Here is a 19,575-nt window from a genome sequence, read left to right as displayed (position 1 = left end):
TCCGTCACACCCAACACCAAATTAACCCGTTATTTACTGTGTATTCCAGTTTCAAACGGTTAACTAGAACAACTATATACACCCTTGGTTGCGTTAAAATCACACAATATATAGTCGATTTCCTATATCTAGCGTAGGTTTTCAGCGATGCTTATGGCCTTGTGTTTTATGGAGTTTTTAATTGGGAAGGGGAGGCTGCCTTAATTATGCCTTGAAATTGTAGCGCCGGAAACCCGCATTAGTTGTGAAAACAAGCGTTTACAATTCTTGGGATTGACACCAGTTTTTTGTGGATAAGGGGCGGAATTCCACGTTTCCATTGATCATCCGCTCGCCCGGAAGGAGAAGATGCGGGATTTCCGCCTATGGGAGAGAGCCTGGCATCGGATCGGGATAAGCGAGCAGAATGTCGATACGGCGGTTCTGTGGCGCATCGGGTGTTTCGGGCGACAACAGCTTGGTATCTGCCATGCCGGAAATACGTTCGATCCGCGCGGGATTAATTCCATTGCTGACCAGCACGCGTCGCGTCGCGTTTGCGCGATCTGCGGAAAGTTCCCAGTTTGAATAACCCGACGCCCGGCTGAAAGGCACCGCATCCGTATGGCCGGAAATGGTAACGGGATACGGCATGTCCGAAATTGCATCTCCAACGATCTGGATCAATTCGCGGGTGTGGTCCTCGATACGCGAACTGCCGCGCGGGAACATGGAGCGTCCCTCCTGATCGAGGATCTGCACGTTAAGCCCCTGCGGCGTGCGTTCGAAGTTGATGTTCTTCATCAGATCGATCAGTTCCGGCTGGCCGCGAACTGCTTCGCTGATCATCTGCTCGATCTCGTCGAGGTCACGTTCACGCTGATCATGCGCTTTAACAATTTCGGTCATATCCGGGGGCATCGCCTGATCGCCCGGAACCTCTGTCTGTTCCTGCGGTTCATCGGCAATTTCCGCACCGTCCCGCATATTTTCTGCGGCAGGCTCGTATTCGACGATCACTTCGGGCTCGGCCTCGATGCGGCTGTCGAAAACTGACAGGGGGTTTTCCTGTCCAAAACTTGGAAGCTGGATTTCGCTTTGTGGTCCGTCTGTCCCGCTGAGCACGCCATCCGGTCCCAGCACTTCGCCGCCGAGCACGCCATCGCCGCGTCCGCCCGATTCCGAGAGCGACGGGGTGAAGTAATCAGCGAGTCCGCGCAGTTTTTCCTCATCCGATGCGGCGAGAATCCACAGAAGCAGAAAGAACGCCATCATCGCGGTCATAAAGTCGGCATAGGCGACTTTCCAGCCACCGCCATGGTGCCCGTCGTGCGAATCTTCTTCGACACGTTTTATGATGATGGGTTCGTTGGACATTGCTTACCTGCTCGACAAATCGTCACCCGGGCGCCGGTCTCTCGCGGACCGGTCGCCGGGGAGACGAAAATTGTTACGTGATCGTTTCGCTTTTGCCCGCGCCGGCTCGGCCTTCGCGAGAGTATTTGCCAAACCCGGCTTCTTTTGCGTAAGCGGCTTTTTTCTTGGAGTAGCTGGGCGCAACAAGCGGCAGATCATCCGGGAGGCTGAACATCGTACGATATTCAGCCTCGGTCAGGCCGTGCTCCGCACCAAGATGGCGTTTCAGCATCTTGAATCCTTTGCCGCAGCAAAGACAGAACACTTTATCTTTGGTAATAGCCTTGTCCAATGGCACAGCTGGTTCAACCTGAGATGGAGCGGTTGGCGCAGCTGTAGCAGAAGAGGGTGATGCGCCGTTGACGAATTCGGTCAGGCGCGCCAGCAGGTTCATGATGTCGTCAACTGAGACATCGGACCGGCCCGCATAGGCAGAAACGATTTGCGTTTTCATAAATTCGTTGGAGTTTTGGTCGAAAAAATTCTTGGTATTACTATCACTCATTGTGTTGTCTCCGGAACGAAGTTTCGTGGCAACTAAATCTATGGTTGAAAGTGTGCCCTAGATTCGAACGCTTTACCACTATCTTTGTCATCATGGCCAAACATCTTTCGGTGATGTTGGCAATTCTTGATAAGTTACTCGTGTTGTTCATACGATGACTCTTTTATTGCATGGCGCCGACGCAAATAGGAACGGGCGATCATAGGATAGTCGTCAGGAAGCCCCCAGCGTCGGCGGTACTGCGCTGGCGTCATGCCCAAGGTTTCGGCAATATGCCGCCTGAGCAGGACATGCCTTGTTCCGGTTTCCAGGCAGATCAGGAAATTGTCTGTCACCCCGTCTTCTACGGAGAAGTGATTGGAATCATTAAGGTTACGGCCGCTAATGCAAAACCGCCAACTCTGATGCGCTGCGATCAGTTTCTGCCAAATTTTCCTGACAGTTCTGACCGTCATGCATCATCCTCCGTTCGGTCTGCCTTTTTTCAGGCACGACCTTTGTGTATGTTCAAATCTGATTTAGGGGTGCTGGGTTAAGAATAATTCAAAAAGTTGGATATTTTTGTTCATCGACGGCATAAATAAAACGTTTTCAAGCTATGATTGTTCCATCGCCAGATACACTCTATTTGCGCAAATCTTAGGGGGCTGACCATGTCTGGCATTTCTATTGTCGTTGATCCGGTCGATGCCCGTCGACACCAGATCCTCGCCGGTCTTGCCGAGGCAGGGCAGCAGGCGATCATCGAAAACCCTGACGAGACGTCTCTTCAGACGCTTTTCGATGAGCTGCCGCCGCTCGACCTTGCCGTGATCGCGGTGACACAACCAACGGATGCGCCGCTGTTTTTGATATCCCGGCTGCGTCTCGTGTTTCCCGGGTGTCTGATCCTTGCAATTGATCATGTGGATTCAGAGGCGAGCGTTGCCTGGGCCTTTTCCGCCGGCGCTCACGATGTTGTGCGGTTGCCGTTCAGAAAGGCTGAATTCGACGCGCGGCTTGCCCGGCGACTGATGTGGATTGCGCCCAAAAGCGCCAGATCCGGAAATGATGCGGACCCGCTGATTGCCAAGCTTGACCTGACTCCGGCAGAGCAGCGCGTTCTGCGCGTTCTGGTGTCTCACATGGGCCGGATCGTGACCCGGGATGAGCTTTCCCAGCATCTCTACGGGCGCGAGTGGGATTATCAGGATCGGCGGTTCGACGTTCATATCGGCAGAATCAGGCGCAAGATCAGGGATACGTTCAAGGGGCTCTACGCGATCCAGACAATCCGTTCGGCCGGATACATGTTCGAGGTCAAACAGCCGGATTAGCTTGCGGAAAGTTCGCTTTTCAGTACCGCAAGCGGCACGCTCCAGTCGCCGGAAACTTCTTGGCGATGCAGGTTAAGAGTGCCGTACCATGGATCGGCGCCCGGCTGATCGCCCCAGTACCACATGCATTCCGCCCCGGTGGGGATAAGAACATGCGTCGAAGGGTGTCCGATGGCCCCGGCCATATGCGCCGTCGTGTTGTCGATGGTCGCGATATGATCCAGCGCGGCGATTTGCGTGGCGAAACCGGCGAGATCCTGCATCTGGTCAACCGTGTCATCGGATATGATCCGCAGGTCGGGGCGGCGGCCAAGCGCGGCTTTAATATCGGCGGTGGTCTCGCCGTATTGCAGATTCACCAGCAGCGCGTTCTCGGGGAGGGCATCGACGAGTTCTGCCAATTCCATGGAGCGCAAGAGACCGATAAGGCTGACACTTTTCCACGCTACGCCGATGACGGGCGCACCTTGTGCCATCTCGGCATATTTGTCGCGAAGGATCTGGATACGGGCGGGATCGGGGCGCAAGAAGTTGCCGGTCCAATCGCTTTTGCCAGCACCGTCGAGATAGCGGGTGAGGTCGCCGACATAGACCAGCTCGCTTGGGTTAAGCTCTTGTGCCGTGGTGGTGAATTCGTCCATGTCCACATGTTCGACATTCAGCGCGTTATCCGCGAGAAGCGGCTTGAATCGCGTCTCTGAAACAAAGCGGACGGGTACGCCCTTGGCGATCGGCGCAAGCGGCAACAGAGACAGGAGCGCCAGCTGGTCGCCCACCCCCTGTTCGGCCATCAATGTCACGCGGCTCAGGCCCGACAGGTTCTCGGGCGCCGCATTCGCGGCGGGCAGCCGGGCGCGTTGCTGGTCGCTAAGACGTCGTTCGAAATACTTGGCACCCTTGGCGTAATCCCCTGACCGAAAAAGGAAAACGCCGTAGGCCTTGTTGATGTTGCCGCCGTCACCGGTGACGTGAATCGCTTCGAGATAGGCGGCGTCTGCCTCGTCCCATTCGGCGCGGTCCTGATGGATGTTCGCCATCACCCCACGGGCGAGCGCATACCCTTCGGGCGTCTTGAAATCGTTCTCTTCCGCCAGCTTCTCGGCCTCGTCATAGCGGCGCGAACTGCGCAGAAGAAGAAGGTAGAGGCCGACCACGGAATCGCGATCTTCGACCTTGTCCAAAAGATCGAGCGCCAGCTTTTCTGCTTCGTCAAACCGGCACTGGATCACCAACGCACGGAGATAACCGATCTTATACTTTTCCGGTGCCGGATCGAGTTGCCACGCCTGTTCATACCATGGCGCCGCCTTGCCGTTTTCTTCGGCTTCGACCAGCATTTCCGCAAGGCGGAAGCTGAGATCGGCGTTCTTGAGGCGATGGGCGACGGGTGTCAGAACCTCGGCCGCCGCCAGCCGCCGTCCGAGCCGGGACATGAAATCAAGATAGATCCCCGCCAGCCCAAGATCGTCGCTTCCGGCGTTGAGGGCTTGTGCAGCGAAGAGCACTGCCTCTTCGACCTGGGCCTGCAGAACATGCGATTTTGCCAGTCCGGCCAGAACCACCGGATCCTTTGGCCGGATCTGACCTGCGAGGGTAAAGAAGGACTGTGCCGTCTTGCCTTCACGCTGCCCAAGCGCCGCGCCGCCCATTACGACCCACGCGTGGTGGTTGGTTGGATGGTTCTGCGTGATCGGATGCGACAGCCTGACGGCCTCGGCGATTTCGCCCCGCGCCAGTGCGTTATAGGCGTTGTGCAGGTCCAGTGATTCCTGCCCCTTGATTCCGTAGATCCGGGCCGCCTTGGCCATCTGGGCGCGACGATCCTTGCGACTTGGCGCGGCGCTTTGCATGGTCAGGAACCTTTCGGAATAGCAAAATAATCGACGGTATTCATGTAGGCGGTGCTGTCCACGACGCGATACCCTGCCTTGCGGCACCAGCCCTGAACGAAATCCATCATGTTGGCGCGCAGAACCTCGATCCAGATCACCGGTTTGTCGCGCTCGATCAGCGACATTGCCCCGGCCAAAACGTCCATCTCCATGCCCTCGGCATCGATCTTGATGAAATCGACATGATCCTGCCCAAGAAGCTCGTCGAGGCTGCGGGTTTCGATCCCGCCTTCGTCACTTGCGACAAGCCGGGTGGCGCCAAGGTTGTCGGCATCGTCGGTGACTGCCGAGAAACGGCCCTCGCCCCGTCCCGCGCCAAGACCCCAGCCGCGCCGGTCTATCCGTTCGGAAATGCCGTTGGCATCGATGTTCTGCTCCAGCAGATTCAGCGCCTCGGGGTTGGGTTCGACCGGAAAGATACGGGATGCGTCGAGATGCCGGGCATACCAGACGACGTGGTTCCCGATATTTGCACCGACCTCGACGATGGATGGTTTTTCCGTTTTCAGCAGCGACTTGAGCTTGGCCAGAGAATCCTGTTCGAAGAATTCTCCCCGCAGATGCGCCGCCTGAATAAGGTCGCGCGGGTTGGTGACGCGCATCCTTGCCGGCACGTCGCCGCCGTCGGGAATCTCGGCCCAGACGGGGCTTTGGTCAAGTTGTTCGGCCCATTGCTCATGCACGGATTTTGACCAGTCCGCCCCCGTCGCGCCGCGCGGGCCGCCGGAATGCTGGCCGCGCCGGTTGACGAAAAAGATCTCGGGGCGTTTGGCGCAGCGGCAGTTGGCCCAGAGCTGATAGTAGAATTTGAAGTCTTCGCCCGTATCCATGTCGGGGTCGAACCCGAATTTTGCCGCCCATTCGGTGCGTATGAAGGCGCCGATCTGTAGCGAGAGATAGGGCGCGACCCGCAAAAGGGCTTCGCGGCTGTCGATCCGTTCGGGCTGGCCTTCTCGCAATTCGGGATTGCCCGCTTCGTCAAAGGTGCAGATTAGGCCCCAGATCGCATCAAGATCGGGCTCTCCCGCAAGAACCGCCCCAAAGGATTCAAGGGCGTTGGGGGTCATGACGTCATCGGCGTCAAGGAAGAAAACCCATTCGTATCCGCCGCTAAGCGCCTGCTGCAGCGCCTCGTTCCGCCTGTTCGAGCGACCGTGTTCGCCCTTTGTGTCATCCATCACCAGATGGTCGACTGCTTCGAACGGGCCCTGTCCGAATGCCTTGGCCTGCGCGATCGAAGGCGCGCAGCTTTCAGCGAGAAGGGTCTTGTGCCCCGGACCTACCGGGGTAATGACCGCACATTTCATTGGTCGTCCCAGAACGCGAGATCGATCTCGGCGATATGGTTGGCGTCCTGCTGCACGGCGAGGGTCGCCAGCCCGCCACCGGCACCGATCAGGGCCAGCGCGGCAACCGCTGCCGCCCGCAGAGGTAGACGGGACCGACGCTTGGGTACGGCGGTCGCCGGTGTCTCTGCGGGCACAGCGAGGCCGTGTGTCAGGAACACGCCCTCCGAGGTAACCGTTGCATCGATCATGAAGCGCTGCTTGAGGAAGACCGCCCGCAGGGCAGGGGGAAAGTCTTCGGGATCGATATCGATGATCGCGGCCTGACCGGCTTTCCAGCCCTTGAGCACGGTGCGCGGCAGAAAGAAATGCCTAAAATCCGAGCTGAAGCCGATGGTGGTCGCCTTGGCGGGCGCGGTCTGGATCGAGACCTGATCCGGCAGCAGCATGACCCGGATCATCTTGCCGTGGCCGCCGATATGGCCGGTGGAAAACTGGCAGTCGCGGCGGCTTGGCGCCTTGAGCGAGGCGAATCCGGCGGGCATGCCTTCGCTCGATTCAGTAGGCTCGGCGGCTTTCGGTTTCGCGATATTGCGGTTGGCAACAAGGGCGAGGTTCAGGCGACGGCGAACCGTACGGGCGACTTCTTCGCGTGTTACCTCTTCACTTGCGTTCGCCTCGGCGCGCTTAGGATCCTTGGCAAACTCTTCCGCGATTTCAACCAGATGCTGCGCTTCGGAGACGAGGTGCAGGATGTTCTGCTCTTCCGAGAACCGCACCGCACGAGTTGGCCAGCCTTCGACCTGCGGGGCGACCTTGAAGCTGCGCTCGGGGCGTTCGATGACGCTGGCGACCCGCGTCAGAAGTTTTGCGGGCTCGTCGCTTTGGCCGACGATCATTTTGCAATCGCCATCTGCGCTCAGGCAAACGGCAAGCGACATCCGGGCCGGCCAGTCGGGCAGGGCGATCTGCACCAGGTCGCTGTCCAGGATATAGGCAAAGAAATCGTCGCTATCCATTTTTGCTCGCCGAGATTGAAATTGTTCCACAAACTATTCTTGTTTATACTTGTATGGAAGTCAATTATCTTTATCTTATACATGAAAGTACAACAACGCCTGCGGGCAACTTGTTCAGACGGATGTGTAGATGACTTTATTCCTTGGCCTTGCTCTCGTCTTCGGGCTTGTCTTCGGTGGCTTCATGCTGTCCGGCGGCAAGATGGATATCGTGCTCCACGCGCTGCCATTCGAAGGGATGATGATCGGGGGTGCCGCCATCGGCGCTTTCGTGATCGCTAATTCCTTTTCGGTTATCAAAAGCAGCATCGCGGGTATCCTTCGGGTGATCAAAGGATCGAAATGGAAAGCCGCCGACTATCAGGATCTGCTGAACCTGATGTACGAACTCGCACGGATCTATAAGCAAAAAGGCATCCTTGCGCTGGATGACCATATCGAGAATCCGAGCAACAGCGAGATCTTCAAGCGCTATCCCAAGATCCAGAAGGATCATTTTGCGACCGAGTTGATCACCGACAGTTTCCGCATGTTGTCGATGCAGTTCGATGACAAGTTCCAGACCGAGGAAATCATCAATCGCAAGATCAAGAAGCATCACCATGAATCCCTAGCTTCGGCAAATGCGATCCAGACGATGGCGGACGGTTTGCCCGCGATCGGGATCGTCGCGGCTGTTCTCGGCGTGATCAAGACGATGTCTTCGATCGACCAGCCGCCAGAGGTGCTTGGCGGTATGATCGGCGGCGCGCTTGTCGGAACCTTCCTTGGCGTGTTCCTTGCCTATTGCATGGTGCAGCCAATCTCCGGTCGTCTCAAACAGATCGAGGACGAAGACGGCGCGTTCTACCACGTGATCCGCGATATCTTTGTGGCCATCGTTGCGAACCATTCGCCCAACATCTGCGTCGAGATCGGTCGCGGGAATATCCCGACCCGGATGCAGCCCGACTTCTACGCTGTCGAAGCGTCGCAGAAAGAGCTTTCGGTCTCATGAAACTGACGTGCGCCGCGCTGGCCGGATTGCTCTGGGCCGGGGCGGCCCTGGCCGCTGGTCCGGCGCCGGCGCCCGAGGAAAGCGCAGAGGATGCGCCCGAGGAACCGGCGGTGACCTACCCTTCGCCACCGACTTATGAGACGACGATGCCCGCCGCCCGACATCGGTTCCCCAGCACGATATTGGAAGACATGCGCCGAAAAATCCTCATTAAAACCGGGCAGTTGGAAGAGGAGCCTGAGGAGCAGGAAGCTCCCAAACCGGCCTCTGGTCACTGACATGGAAGCGCGACGCATCCGGGCGCTGGGTCTGATTGAACGTTTGAAGCGGCACGAGATGGAAGCCGAGGCACAGGAGATGGGACGGCTGCGCAGCGAGGCCAACAGGCTGGAGCGCCGACGCGAGGAACTGCTCGAACAGTCGCAGACGGCGAGTTACAATTCCGACCCGTCACTCGTGCCTTATCTGGGCAATTATGTCCGATCGCTGCGCAGCGAAATCGGCCGTGCCGAGCGCGATCGTGCGCGGATCGATCCCGATCTGCGGGCTATCGAAAACCGCATGTCACTGGCCTTTCGCGAGATGAAAACCTATGAATCCGTGCGCAAGGCTGCCGAGGCGCGGCTGCGGCAGCAGGTTGAACAGGCCGAGGAGTTCGAGAACGCGGATCAGGCCCTGAATCAATGGTGGCGCAAGCGTGGACGCAGCCGGTGAGGCGGCCCAAAACCGGGGCACAGGCTGTATGATATCCGTACACCCCCTGTACACCTCCCGTATGACATTTCGGCGTGGGCGGGCCAATTTCAGTTAACAAGCGATTGATGACGCGCTGATGCGAAGGGCTTGAAAATTCTTATTTTGCCTTCGTCCATGGATGGAGTTTGGAGAAAACAGCGGCACCGGAAGTCCGGTGAAAGTTCTCTTGATATCTCGCCAGTCAGATTGCGTTTGTTGGCATCAGGACCCCAACGGGGGGTTCCTCGCCGGTGATGGTGCCCACCTGCGCGCGGCGGTATTCCTGCGGGCCAAGTCCGCGTCCGGCGCGCAGGGCGCGGGCAAGATGGGGTGCGTCGCAAAAGCCGGTCGCAAGGGCGATGTCGGTTACAGTTTCCTGCGTCGTGCGCAGTTGCAAAAGCGCGCGCTCGAGCCTCAGTTCGAGGTAGATGCGCGACGGGGCGAGGTTCATATCCTTCTGGAAGCGTCGTTCGAGCGACCGCCGTCCGACGCCCAGCCCTTTGGCGAGATCCGAGACCGAAAGCGGCGTTTCGATATTCTGCTGCATCCTGAGGATCGCTTTTTTCACGAGTGCGTCCCGGGGCTGGCGCAGGGATTGCTGACCGGGCTGCGGTTTTTCACCGCTCAGCGCCCGGTCGATCATCATGATGTTGAGGCTTTTCGTGGCGGCGGACTGTCCGATGTGGCGCTCGACGAGAAAGGCGGCGAGATGCGCCGCCCCATGCCCGCCGGAACATGTCAGCCGGTCCCGGTCCACGACGAAGATTTGGTCCGACACCAGTTGCTGGCTCTCGAAACGGTCCAGAAAGTCCTGATGGTGGAACCAGCTGACGCAACACCGGTACCCTTCAAGCAGCCCGGCCTCGCGCAGGGTGAAAACACCGGTGCATAATCCGACAACCGGTACGCCTTCTGCTGCCCGCTCCTGAAGAAACCGCAGTTCCTCCCCGGCGAGCGTATTGTGATCGCCGATCAGACCGCCGACCACGACGATGTAGTCGTAATGACCGGCCTGCCGCAGCCGCGTATCCGGTTGCACTTTGACGCCGCAGCTCGACGGAACCGGGGTCATATCCGCCGATAGAACAGACCATTCACAGAGAATCGGACGCGAGCGGTCGGCCTCGTCCGCGGCAAGGCGCAGCACGTCTACAAAGTTTGCAAAGGCCGAAAGCGTAAAGCGATCGGCAAGGAGAAAGGCGACACTCAGCCGCTTCTTGGTACGAACCTCGGGCATGACGCAAATATTCACTCGGACAGACGCAAATGTCCAGTGCGGGAATGTCATAAAACGGTAGCAGGCTCTTTCAGTCTTCCCCTCAAGAACAGGCTCGCAGATGACACGTTTCAATGCTCTCAATCTGTTGCGACATGCCATTTCCGGTCACAAGAAATGGACCGAGCAATGGCCCGACAGCCAGCCCAAAAACGAATATGACGTGATTATCGTCGGGGCAGGCGGGCACGGTCTGGGTGCGGCCTATTACCTGGCGACTCAGCACGGCATCACCAATATCGCCGTGATCGACAAGGGCTGGCTTGGGGGCGGCAACACCGGTCGGAACACGACGATCATCCGGTCGAACTATCTCTATGACGAGAGCGCGCGGCTGTTCGATCACGCGGTCGATCTCTGGCAGGACCTGAGCCAGGAGCTGAATTACAACGTCATGTATTCGAACCGTGGCGTGCTGATGCTGGCGCATAACGTGCATGACGTCCAAAGCTTCAAGCGGCATATCCATGCAAACCGGTTGAACGGTGTTGATAACCGCTGGCTGACAACTGAAGAATGCAAGGAATACTGCCCGCCGCTGAATATCTCGGACAAGGCGCGGTATCCTGTCATGGGCGGTGCCTTGCAGGAGCGGGCAGGGACCGCGCGTCACGATGCGGTCGCGTGGGGCTATGCCCGTGGGGCCGCCGCGCGTGGTGTCGATATCATCCAGAACTGTGCCGTGACGGCGATCCGCCGGAATGTCGATGGATCGGTGGCCGGTGTCGATACCGAGAAGGGTTTCATCAAGGCCAAGAAAGTCGCCGTATCCGCCGCCGGGCATACCTCGGTCGTGATGGACAGCGCGGGCGTGCGTCTGCCGCTGGAGAGCTACCCTCTGCAGGCACTGGTTTCCGAGCCGGTAAAGCCGATCTTTCCCTGCGTCGTGATGTCGAACGCGGTCCATGCATATATCAGCCAGTCCGACAAGGGCGAGCTGGTGATCGGCTCTGGTACCGATCAATACACGAGCTATTCGCAGCGCGGCGGGCTTCCGCTGATCGAGCACACGGTTGCGGCGATCACGGAAATCTTCCCGATTTTCAACCGCATGCGGATGCTGCGCAAATGGGGCGGCATTGTCGATGTGACGCCTGACCGGTCCGCCATCCTTGGCAAGACACCGGTTCAAAACCTTTACGTCAACTGCGGTTGGGGTACGGGTGGGTTCAAGGCCACGCCGGGCGCGGCGCATACCTTTGCCTGGACCATTGCCAAGGACGAACCGCACCCGATCAACGCGCCCTTCACGCTTGAGCGTTTCCGTACCGGCCGTCTGATCGACGAAGCCGCCGCTGCCGCCGTTGCGCATTGAGGATTACCGACCATGCTGCTGATCCATTGCCCCTATTGCGAAGAAACCCTCCCCGAGGCCGAATTCGCCCATGCCGGTCAGGCCCATATCATCTGGCCCGAGAACCCCTCGGCACAGACTGACGAGGAATGGGAAAACTTCCTGTTCATCCGTTCGAACGTGAAGGGGCCGCATTACGAACGCTGGCGCCATCTGCATGGCTGCGGGCGGTTCTTCAACGCTGTCCGTGATACGGTCAGCGACCGGTTCTTGACCACCTACAAGGCGGGCGCGCCGCGTCCGGATCTCGAGACTCTGACGGGAGAGGTGAAATGAGCGAATACCGCGTTTCCGGCCGGGGCCGTATCGACTCCACCCAGCCTGTGACCTTTACCTTTGACGGCGCCACCTATCGGGGTTTCAAGGGCGACACGGTGGCCTCTGCCCTGCTGGCGAATGGCGTTCACCTGATGGGCCGGTCGTTCAAGTATCACCGTCCCCGTGGTGCGGTCGCTGCGGGATCCGAGGAACCCAACGCGCTGATCGGCACCCGCCGTGGGGCAGGGCGGTTCGAACCGAACACCCGTGCAACGGTGCAGGAAATCTGGAACGGTCTCGAGACAAGCTCGCAGAATAAGTACCCGAGCCTTAAATTCGATGTCGGCGCAGTGAATGACGCGGCCTATATGCTGTTTTCGGCCGGGTTCTATTACAAAACCTTCATGTGGCCCAAGAGCTTTTGGGATAAGGTGTACGAACCCTTTATTCGCGCGGCTGCGGGTCTGGGCGTCAGCCCGACCGAGGAAGACCCCGATACCTATGCCTCGCGCAACCTGCATTGCGACGTGTTGATCGTGGGTGCCGGTCCCGCAGGTCTTGCGGCAGCTCGGGCAGCGGCCGTAAAGGGCGTCAGCGTTGTCCTCGTTGATGAAAACGCCGAGACCGGTGGCACACTTTTGTCCGAACCGCAGGCGAAGATCGATGGTAAACCTGCCTGGGACTGGCTCGCGTCGGAACTGGCCGCGCTGCGCGAGATGGGCGTGCGGATCATGACGCGCACCACCGCGATTGGCTATTACCACCAGAACATGATCGGGCTTTGCGAAAAGCTGACCGATCACCTGGCGGAACTGCCCGCCGACACTCCGCGCGAACGCCTGTGGCGCGTGCGGGCGCGGCAGGTCGTGCTGGCGCAGGGCGCGCTGGAAAAGCCGCTGGTGTTCCACGGCAATGACCGTCCCGGCGTCATGCTGGCCGGATCGGCGCAGACTTATCTCAACCGCTATGGTGTTTTGGTCGGCAAGCGTCCTGTCGTTCTCACCTGCCATGATTCCGCGTGGTATGCGGCATTCGATCTGCAACGCGCCGGTGCCAAGGTTCAGGCCATTGTCGATACGCGCGGCAGCGTGCGTGATGAGCTGGTCAGCGAGGCGAAATCGCTGGGCATTCCGGTAAAGCTGTCGCACACCGCCACGGCCACCTCGGGGCGCCTGCGGGTGAGTTCGATCCGGGTGAACCCAGTCAGTGGCGATACGGTCGGCGCAGGGGAAAAGATCGCTTGCGATGCCGTGCTCATGTCCGGCGGCTGGACGCCGTCGCTGCACCTGTTCTCGCATACCAAGGGCAAGCTGGCGTGGGACGATGATCGCACGACCTTTCTGCCCGATGTCACGCCCGAAGACTGCGTGATCGCGGGGGCCAGCCGGGGTCTTTGGGGGATCGAGGCGGCGCTGACGGACGGGGCCGAAAAGGGCCGTGCCGTGGCCGACGCGCTTGGCGTCACCGGCAATGCGGTGGCCTATGCGGTTGAAGCGGACCGGACGGGCACCGGCGTTTCGCACAAGGAACTGCCAACGGATCGCAGCCCCGGCAAGGCGAAAGCTTTCGTTGATTACCAGAACGATGTGACGGCCAAGGATCTGCGGCTGGCGGTGCGCGAGGGCATGCGTTCCATCGAGCATGTGAAGCGCTATACCACCAACGGTATGGCCACCGATCAGGGCAAGATGTCCAATATTAACGGGCTCAATATCGCTTCGGATGCGCTTGGCAAGAAACAGCCGCAGGTGGGACTTACGACCTTCCGCCCGCCTTATACGCCGACTTCCTTCGGGGCGTTTGCAGGATATCACCGTGGGGCCCATTTCGAACTGACGCGGAAGACCCAGATTGATGCCTGGGCCGAGGAAAACGGCGCGGTATTCGAACCCGTGGGCCAGTGGCGCCGGGCATGGTACTTCCCCCAGCCGGGCGAGGACATGGACGCCGCCGTACGTCGCGAATGCAAGGCCACCCGGTCCAGCGTCGGCATCTTCGATGCCTCGACCCTTGGCAAGATCGAGGTCGTTGGCCCCGATGCGGTCGAATTCATGAACCGCATGTATACGAACCCGTGGACCAAGCTGGCGCCGGGGCGCTGCCGCTATGGCCTGCTGCTGGGCGATGACGGCTATATCCGCGACGACGGGGTGATCGGTCGCATGACCGAGGACCGTTTCCACGTGACCACCACCACGGGTGGCGCGGCGCGGGTTCTGAACATGATGGAGGATTACCTTCAGACCGAATGGCCCGATCTCAACGTCTGGCTGACCTCGACGACCGAGCAGTGGTCGACCATCGCGCTGAACGGTCCCAACGCGGCCAAGCTGCTGCAACCCTTTGTCGAGGGCGTGACGCTGACCGAAGAGGCTTTTCCGCATATGTCATGCGTGGAATGCACCGTGGCAGGTATGCCTGCACGTCTGTTCCGGGTCAGCTTTACCGGCGAGATCGGGTTCGAGGTCAACGTGCCTGCCCCGATGGGTCGCAAGCTGTGGGAGACTCTCTGGGAAGCGGGCCAGCAGTATGACATGACGGCCTATGGCACGGAAACAATGCACGTTCTGCGCGCGGAGAAGGGGTATATCATCGTCGGTCAGGACACCGACGGGACGGTTACGCCCTATGACTGCGGCATGGGCTGGGCAGTGGGCAAGAAAAAGCCGGACTTTGTAGGAAAGCGCGGTCTGGCCCGCCCTGACCTTGTTGCCGAAGGCCGCAAGCAGTTCGTGGGCCTGCTGACCGAAGACGGATCGAAGCTGGAAGAGGGCGCGCAGATCGTGTTCGACCCGAAACAGCAGATCCCGATGACGATGGTTGGCCATGTCACCTCTTCCTACGAATCCGAAGAGGTCGGCCAGCCGATTGCGCTGGCGCTGGTTCAGGGGGGGCAGAACCGGATGGGCGATACCGTCTATATCCCGATGCCCGACCGGACCATCGCGGCCAAGATCACTTCGACGATCTTTGTTGATCCCGAAAACGCCCGTCTGAAAATCTGAAACGGAGGCGATGATGAACGCTCCAATTTCTTCTTTCGATCCCTTCGCGCTGGTTGAAACCTCGGCGGCGCAGGTGCGCGTGGCATCGCCCTGCGGGCGGCTTTCCCTGCGGGCCCGTGGCGATCTTGCACCGCTGAACGCGGCGCTTGGCCTGACCCTGCCCGAAAAGATCGGCCAGCGGGTGTCGGCAGGCAATCTTGAGGCGATCTGCCTTGGGCCCGACGAATGGAAGCTGGAAACCGAAACCGGCGCCGTGGCGGGGATCGCGGAGGCTTGCGCCAAGGTCTATGCCGAGCTGCCGCATGCGCTCGTCGATATTTCGGCACGTGAGGTCAGCTTTGTGATCGAAGGAGTCCGGGCGGCAGAACTGCTCACGCTGGGCTGTCCGCGCGACATCGCCACTATCGAGGTTGGCACCGGTCGCCGGACCGTGTTCGATGGCGCGACCGTGCTGATCTGGCGTGACGGCGAGAACAGCTTTCGCATGGATGTCTGGAACAGCTTTGCGCCGCATCTTTTCGCGCTGCTCGATACCGGGTGCCGTGAACTGGCGGCCGAAGCCGCCTGATCCAACTCTATTCCGCCGGTTCCGGGATCGGTTTTCCCGGTGCCGTGCGGTGCACCAGATCTTTGCGGTCGCTATGGGCATGGGCGTCGGCCTGTAGCTGTAGCGCCCCGTGATGCGGTGACTTGATGCAGACCGGATCGGTTGCCGCCGCATCCCCGACAATGGCCATGGCCTGACAGCGGCAGCCGCCGAAATCCTTCAGCTTGCGGTCGCAGCTTTGGCAGGGTTCCTGCATCCAGTCGGTGCCGCGATAGGCGTTGAACGCCGATCCGTCGTACCAGATGTCGCGCAGGTGACTGTCACGCACATTGTCGAATTGCAGATGCGGTATCGTCTGCGCCGCGTGACAGGGAAGAACTTCTCCGTCCGGGGTCACGTTCAGCCCTGTGGTCGCCCATCCGCCCATGCAGCGTTTGGGATAGTCCGAGTGGTAATCGGCGGGCACGTAGTCGATCACCAGCACGCCTTTCAGCCGCTTGCGGGCCTCGGTCACGATGGCGTCGGTTTCCCGCGCCTGTTCCATCGTCGGCATCAGCGTGTCGCGGTTTTTCAGCGCCCAGCCGTGGAATTGCACGGTGGCGACCTCGATCCGGCGCGCACCCATTTCGACTGCGAGCTCGATCGAGCGGGGCAGTTGGTGCAGGTTGCGACGGTGCATGACCGCGTTCAACGTCAGGGGAAAGCCGATCTCCTTGATCCAGCCCGCCACCTGCATCTTGCGGTCAAACCCGCCACGGTAGCCGCCAATGTCGTCGGCCATCGCCGCATCGGTGCCCTGTAGCGAAAGCTGGATGTGATCCAGCCCGGCCTCGTCCAGTTCGCGCAGGCGGCGTTCGGTCAGACCGATGCCCGAAGTGATGAGGTTGGTGTAAAGGCCTGCTTCGCGCGCAGCCGCGACAAGCTCGGTCAGGTCGCGGCGGCTGGCCGGTTCGCCGCCCGAGAGATGGAGTTGCAGGACGCCGATCTCGGCCGCTTCGCGAAAGACACGCTTCCACGTTTCTGTATCCAGTTCGCTGTCGATCCGGGCCAGTTCTATCGGGTTCGAGCAATAGGGGCAGGAGAGCGGGCAGCGATGGGTCAACTCTGCCAGCATGGCAATGGGGGGACGGGCGTTCATTGGCGCAGCTCCAGAAAACGGCGGTCAAGCAGCGCACCAAGAAAGCCGCCGGTATCCTTGGCGATTTCCTCGGCGGGCGCATTGTAGCGGCTGGCGAGATCTTCGGTGATCGTGCCGAACGATCTGATGCCGTCGAGTTCCGACAGGATCGCCTGACCGACCTGATCCAGCGTCACGGCGCGTTCGGGGGCCAGCAACACCCATTGATCGCGAACCTTGTCAAAATGCAGACGTACGCCACGGGGCAGAAAGGGTATGTCTTCTTTTTCGATCATGAGGCCCGCGCCAGTGCCATGCCTTCGCCCGGCACCCATGCGCCCGGCGGTATCCGTCCCGGTTCGACATAGGCCCCGTAGAGCGCATCAAGCTGCGACCAGAGCACATCGGTCTTGAAGATCAGCGCCGCTGCGGCCTGATCCTGTTTTTCCGCCGTATCCGCGTGATCCAGCACCCATGACAGGCCAAAGGCCACGTCCTGCGGCGCTTCTTTCAGGCGGTTTCGAAAGTAGCTGAGGCTGCTGTCATCGGCGAAATCGTAGTTCTTCAGAAGGCCTTCGATCCGGTCGGCATGGATCTTTGGCGCAAAGAGTTCCGTCAGCGATGCCGCCACCGCTTCGAGCAGGGTCTTGTCGCGCACGAAACGGACATAGGCATCGACGGCGAACTTCGTGGCCGGTAGCACCCCCTTGGTCGAGGCGACGTAATCGGGATCAAGACCTACCGCGCTTGCCAGCCGCAGCCAGCGGCGAATACCGCCTTCGTTTTCATCGGTCCCGTCGTGGTCTTCGATGCGCTTGCGCCAGATGCGGCGCAGGTCCGGGTCTTCGACGCGGGACATAAAAGCGGCATCCTTAATCGGGATCGAATGCTGGTAGTAATAGCGGTTGATGACCCAGGCGCGCACCTGGTCGGGATTGCATTTCCCGCCGTGCAGCATGTCGTGGAACGGGTGCTTGTCGTGATACCGCTCGGCTCCGATTTGGCGAAGCCGGGATTCAAAATCCTCACGTGAGGCGGGTGCCTGTGTCATGGCGTGATCTCCATTCCATCCCGACCTATGGTCCATCCGGCGGCCTCGGCCTTGGCGCGTTCTTCTGAATCGGGGCGCAGCACCGGGTTCGTGTTGTTCATATGGACAAATATGCGATTGCCGACTTTCAGCCCGTCGAAGGCGGCGATGCTGCCATCAGGCCCGGACATGGACATATGGCCCATCCGCTTGCCGGTTTTTTGGCCCAGCCCGGCGCGTACCATTTCATCATCTGCCCAGAGTGTTCCGTCGAACATTACCAGCGCAGCACCGGCAAGCCGTTCGCGCAGGTCGTCGTTCATGCGGGCGCAGCCCGGAATATAGAAGGCGTCCTTATCTTCGGCGCGCAGATGCACGCCAACGGTCTGTTCGCCCATCATATCGGTCTCGACCTCATCGCCTTCGAGATAGAGCGGCACCTTGCCGGGCACGGCAAACAGCTCGGCCATCAGTCCCGGGGCGATTTCGACGGGCGTGTCGAGGCTGACGGTTTCCCTCCGGACAACAGAGGCATTCAACGCGGAGAACACCGGGTTCTCTTCAAGCACGTCATGGATGCCCTTGGTGGCGAATATGCTGAAAGGTTGCATCTCGCGCAGCGTCAGCAATCCGGCGACGTGGTCGATGTCACCATTGGTCACCAGTACGGAATGCAGGGGGAGGGTCCGCAATCCCGTTGGGTGCAGATCGGGACAATCTGCGAACTGCTGTCGGATATCAGGTGATGCGTTCAGAACAGCCCAGTCCTTACCATTGCCGGTAAAAGCGACCGAGGACTGCGTTTGCGAAGGGATCTTTCCAGCGCGAGCGAGATTACAATTCTCGCACCCGCAATTCCATTGCGGCAGCCCCCCTCCGGCGGCCGCACCAAGTATTCGCGCGCGGAATTCCATCAGGCCCTCCGCGCGGCAGTCTTAGAACAGTACGCCGTCGTCGTCCGCGTCGGGTCCGTACATGTTGATTTCCATACCGCATTCGATTTCGCGGATGATCGGTTTGTTCCAGGCCATTGTTCATCTCCTCCTGAGTGAAGTGACATGTGGGATGTATTGCTTATCATGTGGCTTGCCTGCCCGTTTCGTCAAAGGGAATGTTATAAGAAAAAATAAATGTTACTGTTGTTCAGTATGTTGTGAGATTTTCGGTGCCGTGCCATCGAGCATGAAACCCTGATTCCGGATTGTCTTTATCTCGAATCCGAACTCTTGCGCCGGGTCAAGCTTGCGCCGCAGGTAGCCGACATAGACATCGACCACGTTTTCCGAGCTTGCGCCCTGGCTGGCCCAGAGCTGATCGAAAACAGTTTCGCGCGACATGGGCTTGCCCGCGTGCCGCGATAGCAGCGCCAGAAGGTTGACTTCGCGTTCGGTGAGTTCGACGCGCCGGTGGTCGGATGCAAGGATCCAGCTTGCCATGTCCAGTGTGGCGCGCGGTTTATCCGGGCGGGCGCGGCGTTGCTGCACCTTGAGGCGGGCGACGAGTTCGTCGAAGGAAAACGGTTTGACCACGTAATCATCCGCCCCGGCTTCGAGCCCACGGGCGCGGTCCTCGACTTCGGAAAGGGCGCTCAGCATCAGGATCGGTGTCCTGTGCCCGGCGTTCCGGACGTTACGCACAAGATCGATACCGCTGTCCGAACCGATCATGACGTCGATGATTGCGGCACTGAGCGCCGTATCGGCAAAGCGTTCCAGCGCCGTATCCACACGGTTTTCGCTGACGCTGCGCAGGCCGTGCAGGGCCAGCCCCCTCGACAGGGCCGAGGTGATTTCAGGATCGTCATCCACGATAAGGACGGGGTCTTCGATGCTGCTCATACCGA

General features: G+C 59.6%; 21 protein-coding genes. 8 read left to right on the top strand and 13 right to left on the bottom strand.

Annotation, left to right across the window (positions count from 1 at the left end; all coding sequences use genetic code 11):
* Window positions 1-363: 363 nt before the first annotated feature.
* The 3 genes from ACU0FH_RS02550 to ACU0FH_RS02540 all read right to left on the bottom strand — a co-directional run bounded on the left by ACU0FH_RS02550 (window position 364) and on the right by ACU0FH_RS02540 (window position 2,355).
* On the bottom strand, window positions 364-1,356 hold the full coding sequence (locus ACU0FH_RS02550) for a flagellar motor protein MotB (RefSeq protein WP_446193225.1): 993 nt from the start codon (window positions 1,354-1,356) through the stop codon (window positions 364-366).
* A 73-nt stretch (window positions 1,357-1,429) separates the two neighbouring features.
* Complete coding sequence (locus tag ACU0FH_RS02545) at window positions 1,430-1,900, bottom strand: MucR family transcriptional regulator (RefSeq protein WP_446193223.1); 471 nt, start codon at window positions 1,898-1,900, stop codon at window positions 1,430-1,432.
* A 134-nt stretch (window positions 1,901-2,034) separates the two neighbouring features.
* Complete coding sequence (locus ACU0FH_RS02540; protein ID WP_446193222.1) at window positions 2,035-2,355, bottom strand: MucR family transcriptional regulator; 321 nt, start codon at window positions 2,353-2,355, stop codon at window positions 2,035-2,037.
* Window positions 2,356-2,553: 198 nt separating this feature from the next.
* Between ACU0FH_RS02540 and ACU0FH_RS02535 the strand changes: the two genes are divergently transcribed.
* Window positions 2,554-3,216, top strand: a complete 663-nt coding sequence (locus tag ACU0FH_RS02535; protein ID WP_446193221.1) for a winged helix-turn-helix domain-containing protein — start codon at window positions 2,554-2,556, stop codon at window positions 3,214-3,216.
* Here the strand turns inward: ACU0FH_RS02535 and ACU0FH_RS02530 are convergent.
* Genes ACU0FH_RS02530 through ACU0FH_RS02520 form a run of 3 tightly spaced genes read right to left on the bottom strand, consistent with a single transcriptional unit; the run spans window position 3,213 to window position 7,413 of the window.
* Window positions 3,213-5,066: a hypothetical protein gene (locus tag ACU0FH_RS02530; RefSeq protein WP_446193220.1), complete on the bottom strand. Its 1,854-nt coding sequence runs from the start codon at window positions 5,064-5,066 to the stop codon at window positions 3,213-3,215. The two genes, ACU0FH_RS02535 and ACU0FH_RS02530, sit on opposite strands and share 4 nt — an antisense overlap.
* 2 nt (window positions 5,067-5,068) lie before the next feature.
* On the bottom strand, window positions 5,069-6,415 hold the full coding sequence (locus tag ACU0FH_RS02525) for an FkbM family methyltransferase (protein WP_446193219.1): 1,347 nt from the start codon (window positions 6,413-6,415) through the stop codon (window positions 5,069-5,071).
* Window positions 6,412-7,413: a hypothetical protein gene (locus ACU0FH_RS02520; protein WP_446193218.1), complete on the bottom strand. Its 1,002-nt coding sequence runs from the start codon at window positions 7,411-7,413 to the stop codon at window positions 6,412-6,414. Before ACU0FH_RS02520 ends, ACU0FH_RS02525 begins: the two co-directional genes overlap by 4 nt.
* 130 nt (window positions 7,414-7,543) lie before the next feature.
* Between ACU0FH_RS02520 and motA the strand changes: the two genes are divergently transcribed.
* From motA to ACU0FH_RS02505, 3 genes are read left to right on the top strand one after another with little or no spacing between them, the layout of a single operon-like run.
* The gene (gene motA / locus ACU0FH_RS02515) at window positions 7,544-8,410 is read left to right on the top strand and encodes a flagellar motor stator protein MotA (protein WP_088634275.1); all 867 of its coding nucleotides are present in this window, start codon (window positions 7,544-7,546) and stop codon (window positions 8,408-8,410) included.
* Window positions 8,407-8,688 carry a hypothetical protein gene (locus ACU0FH_RS02510; RefSeq protein ID WP_446193217.1) on the top strand — a complete coding sequence of 94 codons (282 nt, stop codon included), beginning with the start codon at window positions 8,407-8,409 and terminating at the stop codon, window positions 8,686-8,688. The genes motA and ACU0FH_RS02510 overlap by 4 nt, the downstream gene beginning before the upstream one ends.
* A gap of 1 nt (window position 8,689) precedes the next feature.
* Window positions 8,690-9,124: a hypothetical protein gene (locus tag ACU0FH_RS02505; protein WP_446193216.1), complete on the top strand. Its 435-nt coding sequence runs from the start codon at window positions 8,690-8,692 to the stop codon at window positions 9,122-9,124.
* 223 nt (window positions 9,125-9,347) lie between these two features.
* Here ACU0FH_RS02505 and ACU0FH_RS02500 read toward each other — a convergent pair whose 3' ends face one another.
* Window positions 9,348-10,382 carry a GlxA family transcriptional regulator gene (locus tag ACU0FH_RS02500; RefSeq protein WP_446193215.1) on the bottom strand — a complete coding sequence of 345 codons (1,035 nt, stop codon included), beginning with the start codon at window positions 10,380-10,382 and terminating at the stop codon, window positions 9,348-9,350.
* 100 nt (window positions 10,383-10,482) lie between these two features.
* Between ACU0FH_RS02500 and ACU0FH_RS02495 the strand changes: the two genes are divergently transcribed.
* The 4 genes from ACU0FH_RS02495 to ACU0FH_RS02480 are packed head-to-tail and all read left to right on the top strand — an operon-like array spanning window position 10,483 to window position 15,606.
* The gene (locus tag ACU0FH_RS02495) at window positions 10,483-11,736 is read left to right on the top strand and encodes a sarcosine oxidase subunit beta family protein (protein WP_446193214.1); all 1,254 of its coding nucleotides are present in this window, start codon (window positions 10,483-10,485) and stop codon (window positions 11,734-11,736) included.
* Between the two features lie 12 nt (window positions 11,737-11,748).
* A complete protein-coding gene (locus ACU0FH_RS02490; RefSeq protein WP_446193213.1) occupies window positions 11,749-12,051 on the top strand; it encodes a sarcosine oxidase subunit delta in 303 nt (100 codons plus the stop codon).
* Window positions 12,048-15,038, top strand: coding sequence for a sarcosine oxidase subunit alpha (locus tag ACU0FH_RS02485; protein ID WP_446193212.1), 2,991 nt, complete (start codon window positions 12,048-12,050; stop codon window positions 15,036-15,038). Before ACU0FH_RS02490 ends, ACU0FH_RS02485 begins: the two co-directional genes overlap by 4 nt.
* Before the next feature lie 13 nt (window positions 15,039-15,051).
* Window positions 15,052-15,606, top strand: a complete 555-nt coding sequence (locus ACU0FH_RS02480; protein WP_446193211.1) for a sarcosine oxidase subunit gamma — start codon at window positions 15,052-15,054, stop codon at window positions 15,604-15,606.
* A gap of 7 nt (window positions 15,607-15,613) precedes the next feature.
* On the opposite strand, the gene pqqE is transcribed toward ACU0FH_RS02480, so the two are convergent.
* From pqqE to ACU0FH_RS02450, 6 genes are all read right to left on the bottom strand, one after another.
* Entirely contained in the window at window positions 15,614-16,723 is a 1,110-nt protein-coding gene (gene pqqE, locus ACU0FH_RS02475) for a pyrroloquinoline quinone biosynthesis protein PqqE (protein ID WP_446193210.1), read from the bottom strand.
* On the bottom strand, window positions 16,720-16,998 hold the full coding sequence (pqqD, locus tag ACU0FH_RS02470) for a pyrroloquinoline quinone biosynthesis peptide chaperone PqqD (protein WP_446193209.1): 279 nt from the start codon (window positions 16,996-16,998) through the stop codon (window positions 16,720-16,722). The genes pqqE and pqqD overlap by 4 nt, the downstream gene beginning before the upstream one ends.
* The gene (gene pqqC, locus ACU0FH_RS02465) at window positions 16,995-17,753 is read right to left on the bottom strand and encodes a pyrroloquinoline-quinone synthase PqqC (RefSeq protein WP_446193208.1); all 759 of its coding nucleotides are present in this window, start codon (window positions 17,751-17,753) and stop codon (window positions 16,995-16,997) included. Before pqqC ends, pqqD begins: the two co-directional genes overlap by 4 nt.
* Window positions 17,750-18,646 (bottom strand): pyrroloquinoline quinone biosynthesis protein PqqB, encoded by an 897-nt coding sequence (gene pqqB / locus ACU0FH_RS02460; RefSeq protein ID WP_446193207.1) that lies wholly within the window; start codon window positions 18,644-18,646, stop codon window positions 17,750-17,752. The genes pqqC and pqqB overlap by 4 nt, the downstream gene beginning before the upstream one ends.
* A gap of 21 nt (window positions 18,647-18,667) precedes the next feature.
* Entirely contained in the window at window positions 18,668-18,763 is a 96-nt protein-coding gene (gene pqqA, locus ACU0FH_RS02455; protein WP_088634264.1) for a pyrroloquinoline quinone precursor peptide PqqA, read from the bottom strand.
* 102 nt (window positions 18,764-18,865) lie between these two features.
* Entirely contained in the window at window positions 18,866-19,570 is a 705-nt protein-coding gene (locus tag ACU0FH_RS02450; RefSeq protein ID WP_446193206.1) for a response regulator transcription factor, read from the bottom strand.
* Window positions 19,571-19,575: the final 5 nt, after the last annotated feature.

Source organism: Heliomarina sp. (assembly GCF_052826185.1).
This window is presented reverse-complemented; position numbering and strand designations above follow the sequence as displayed.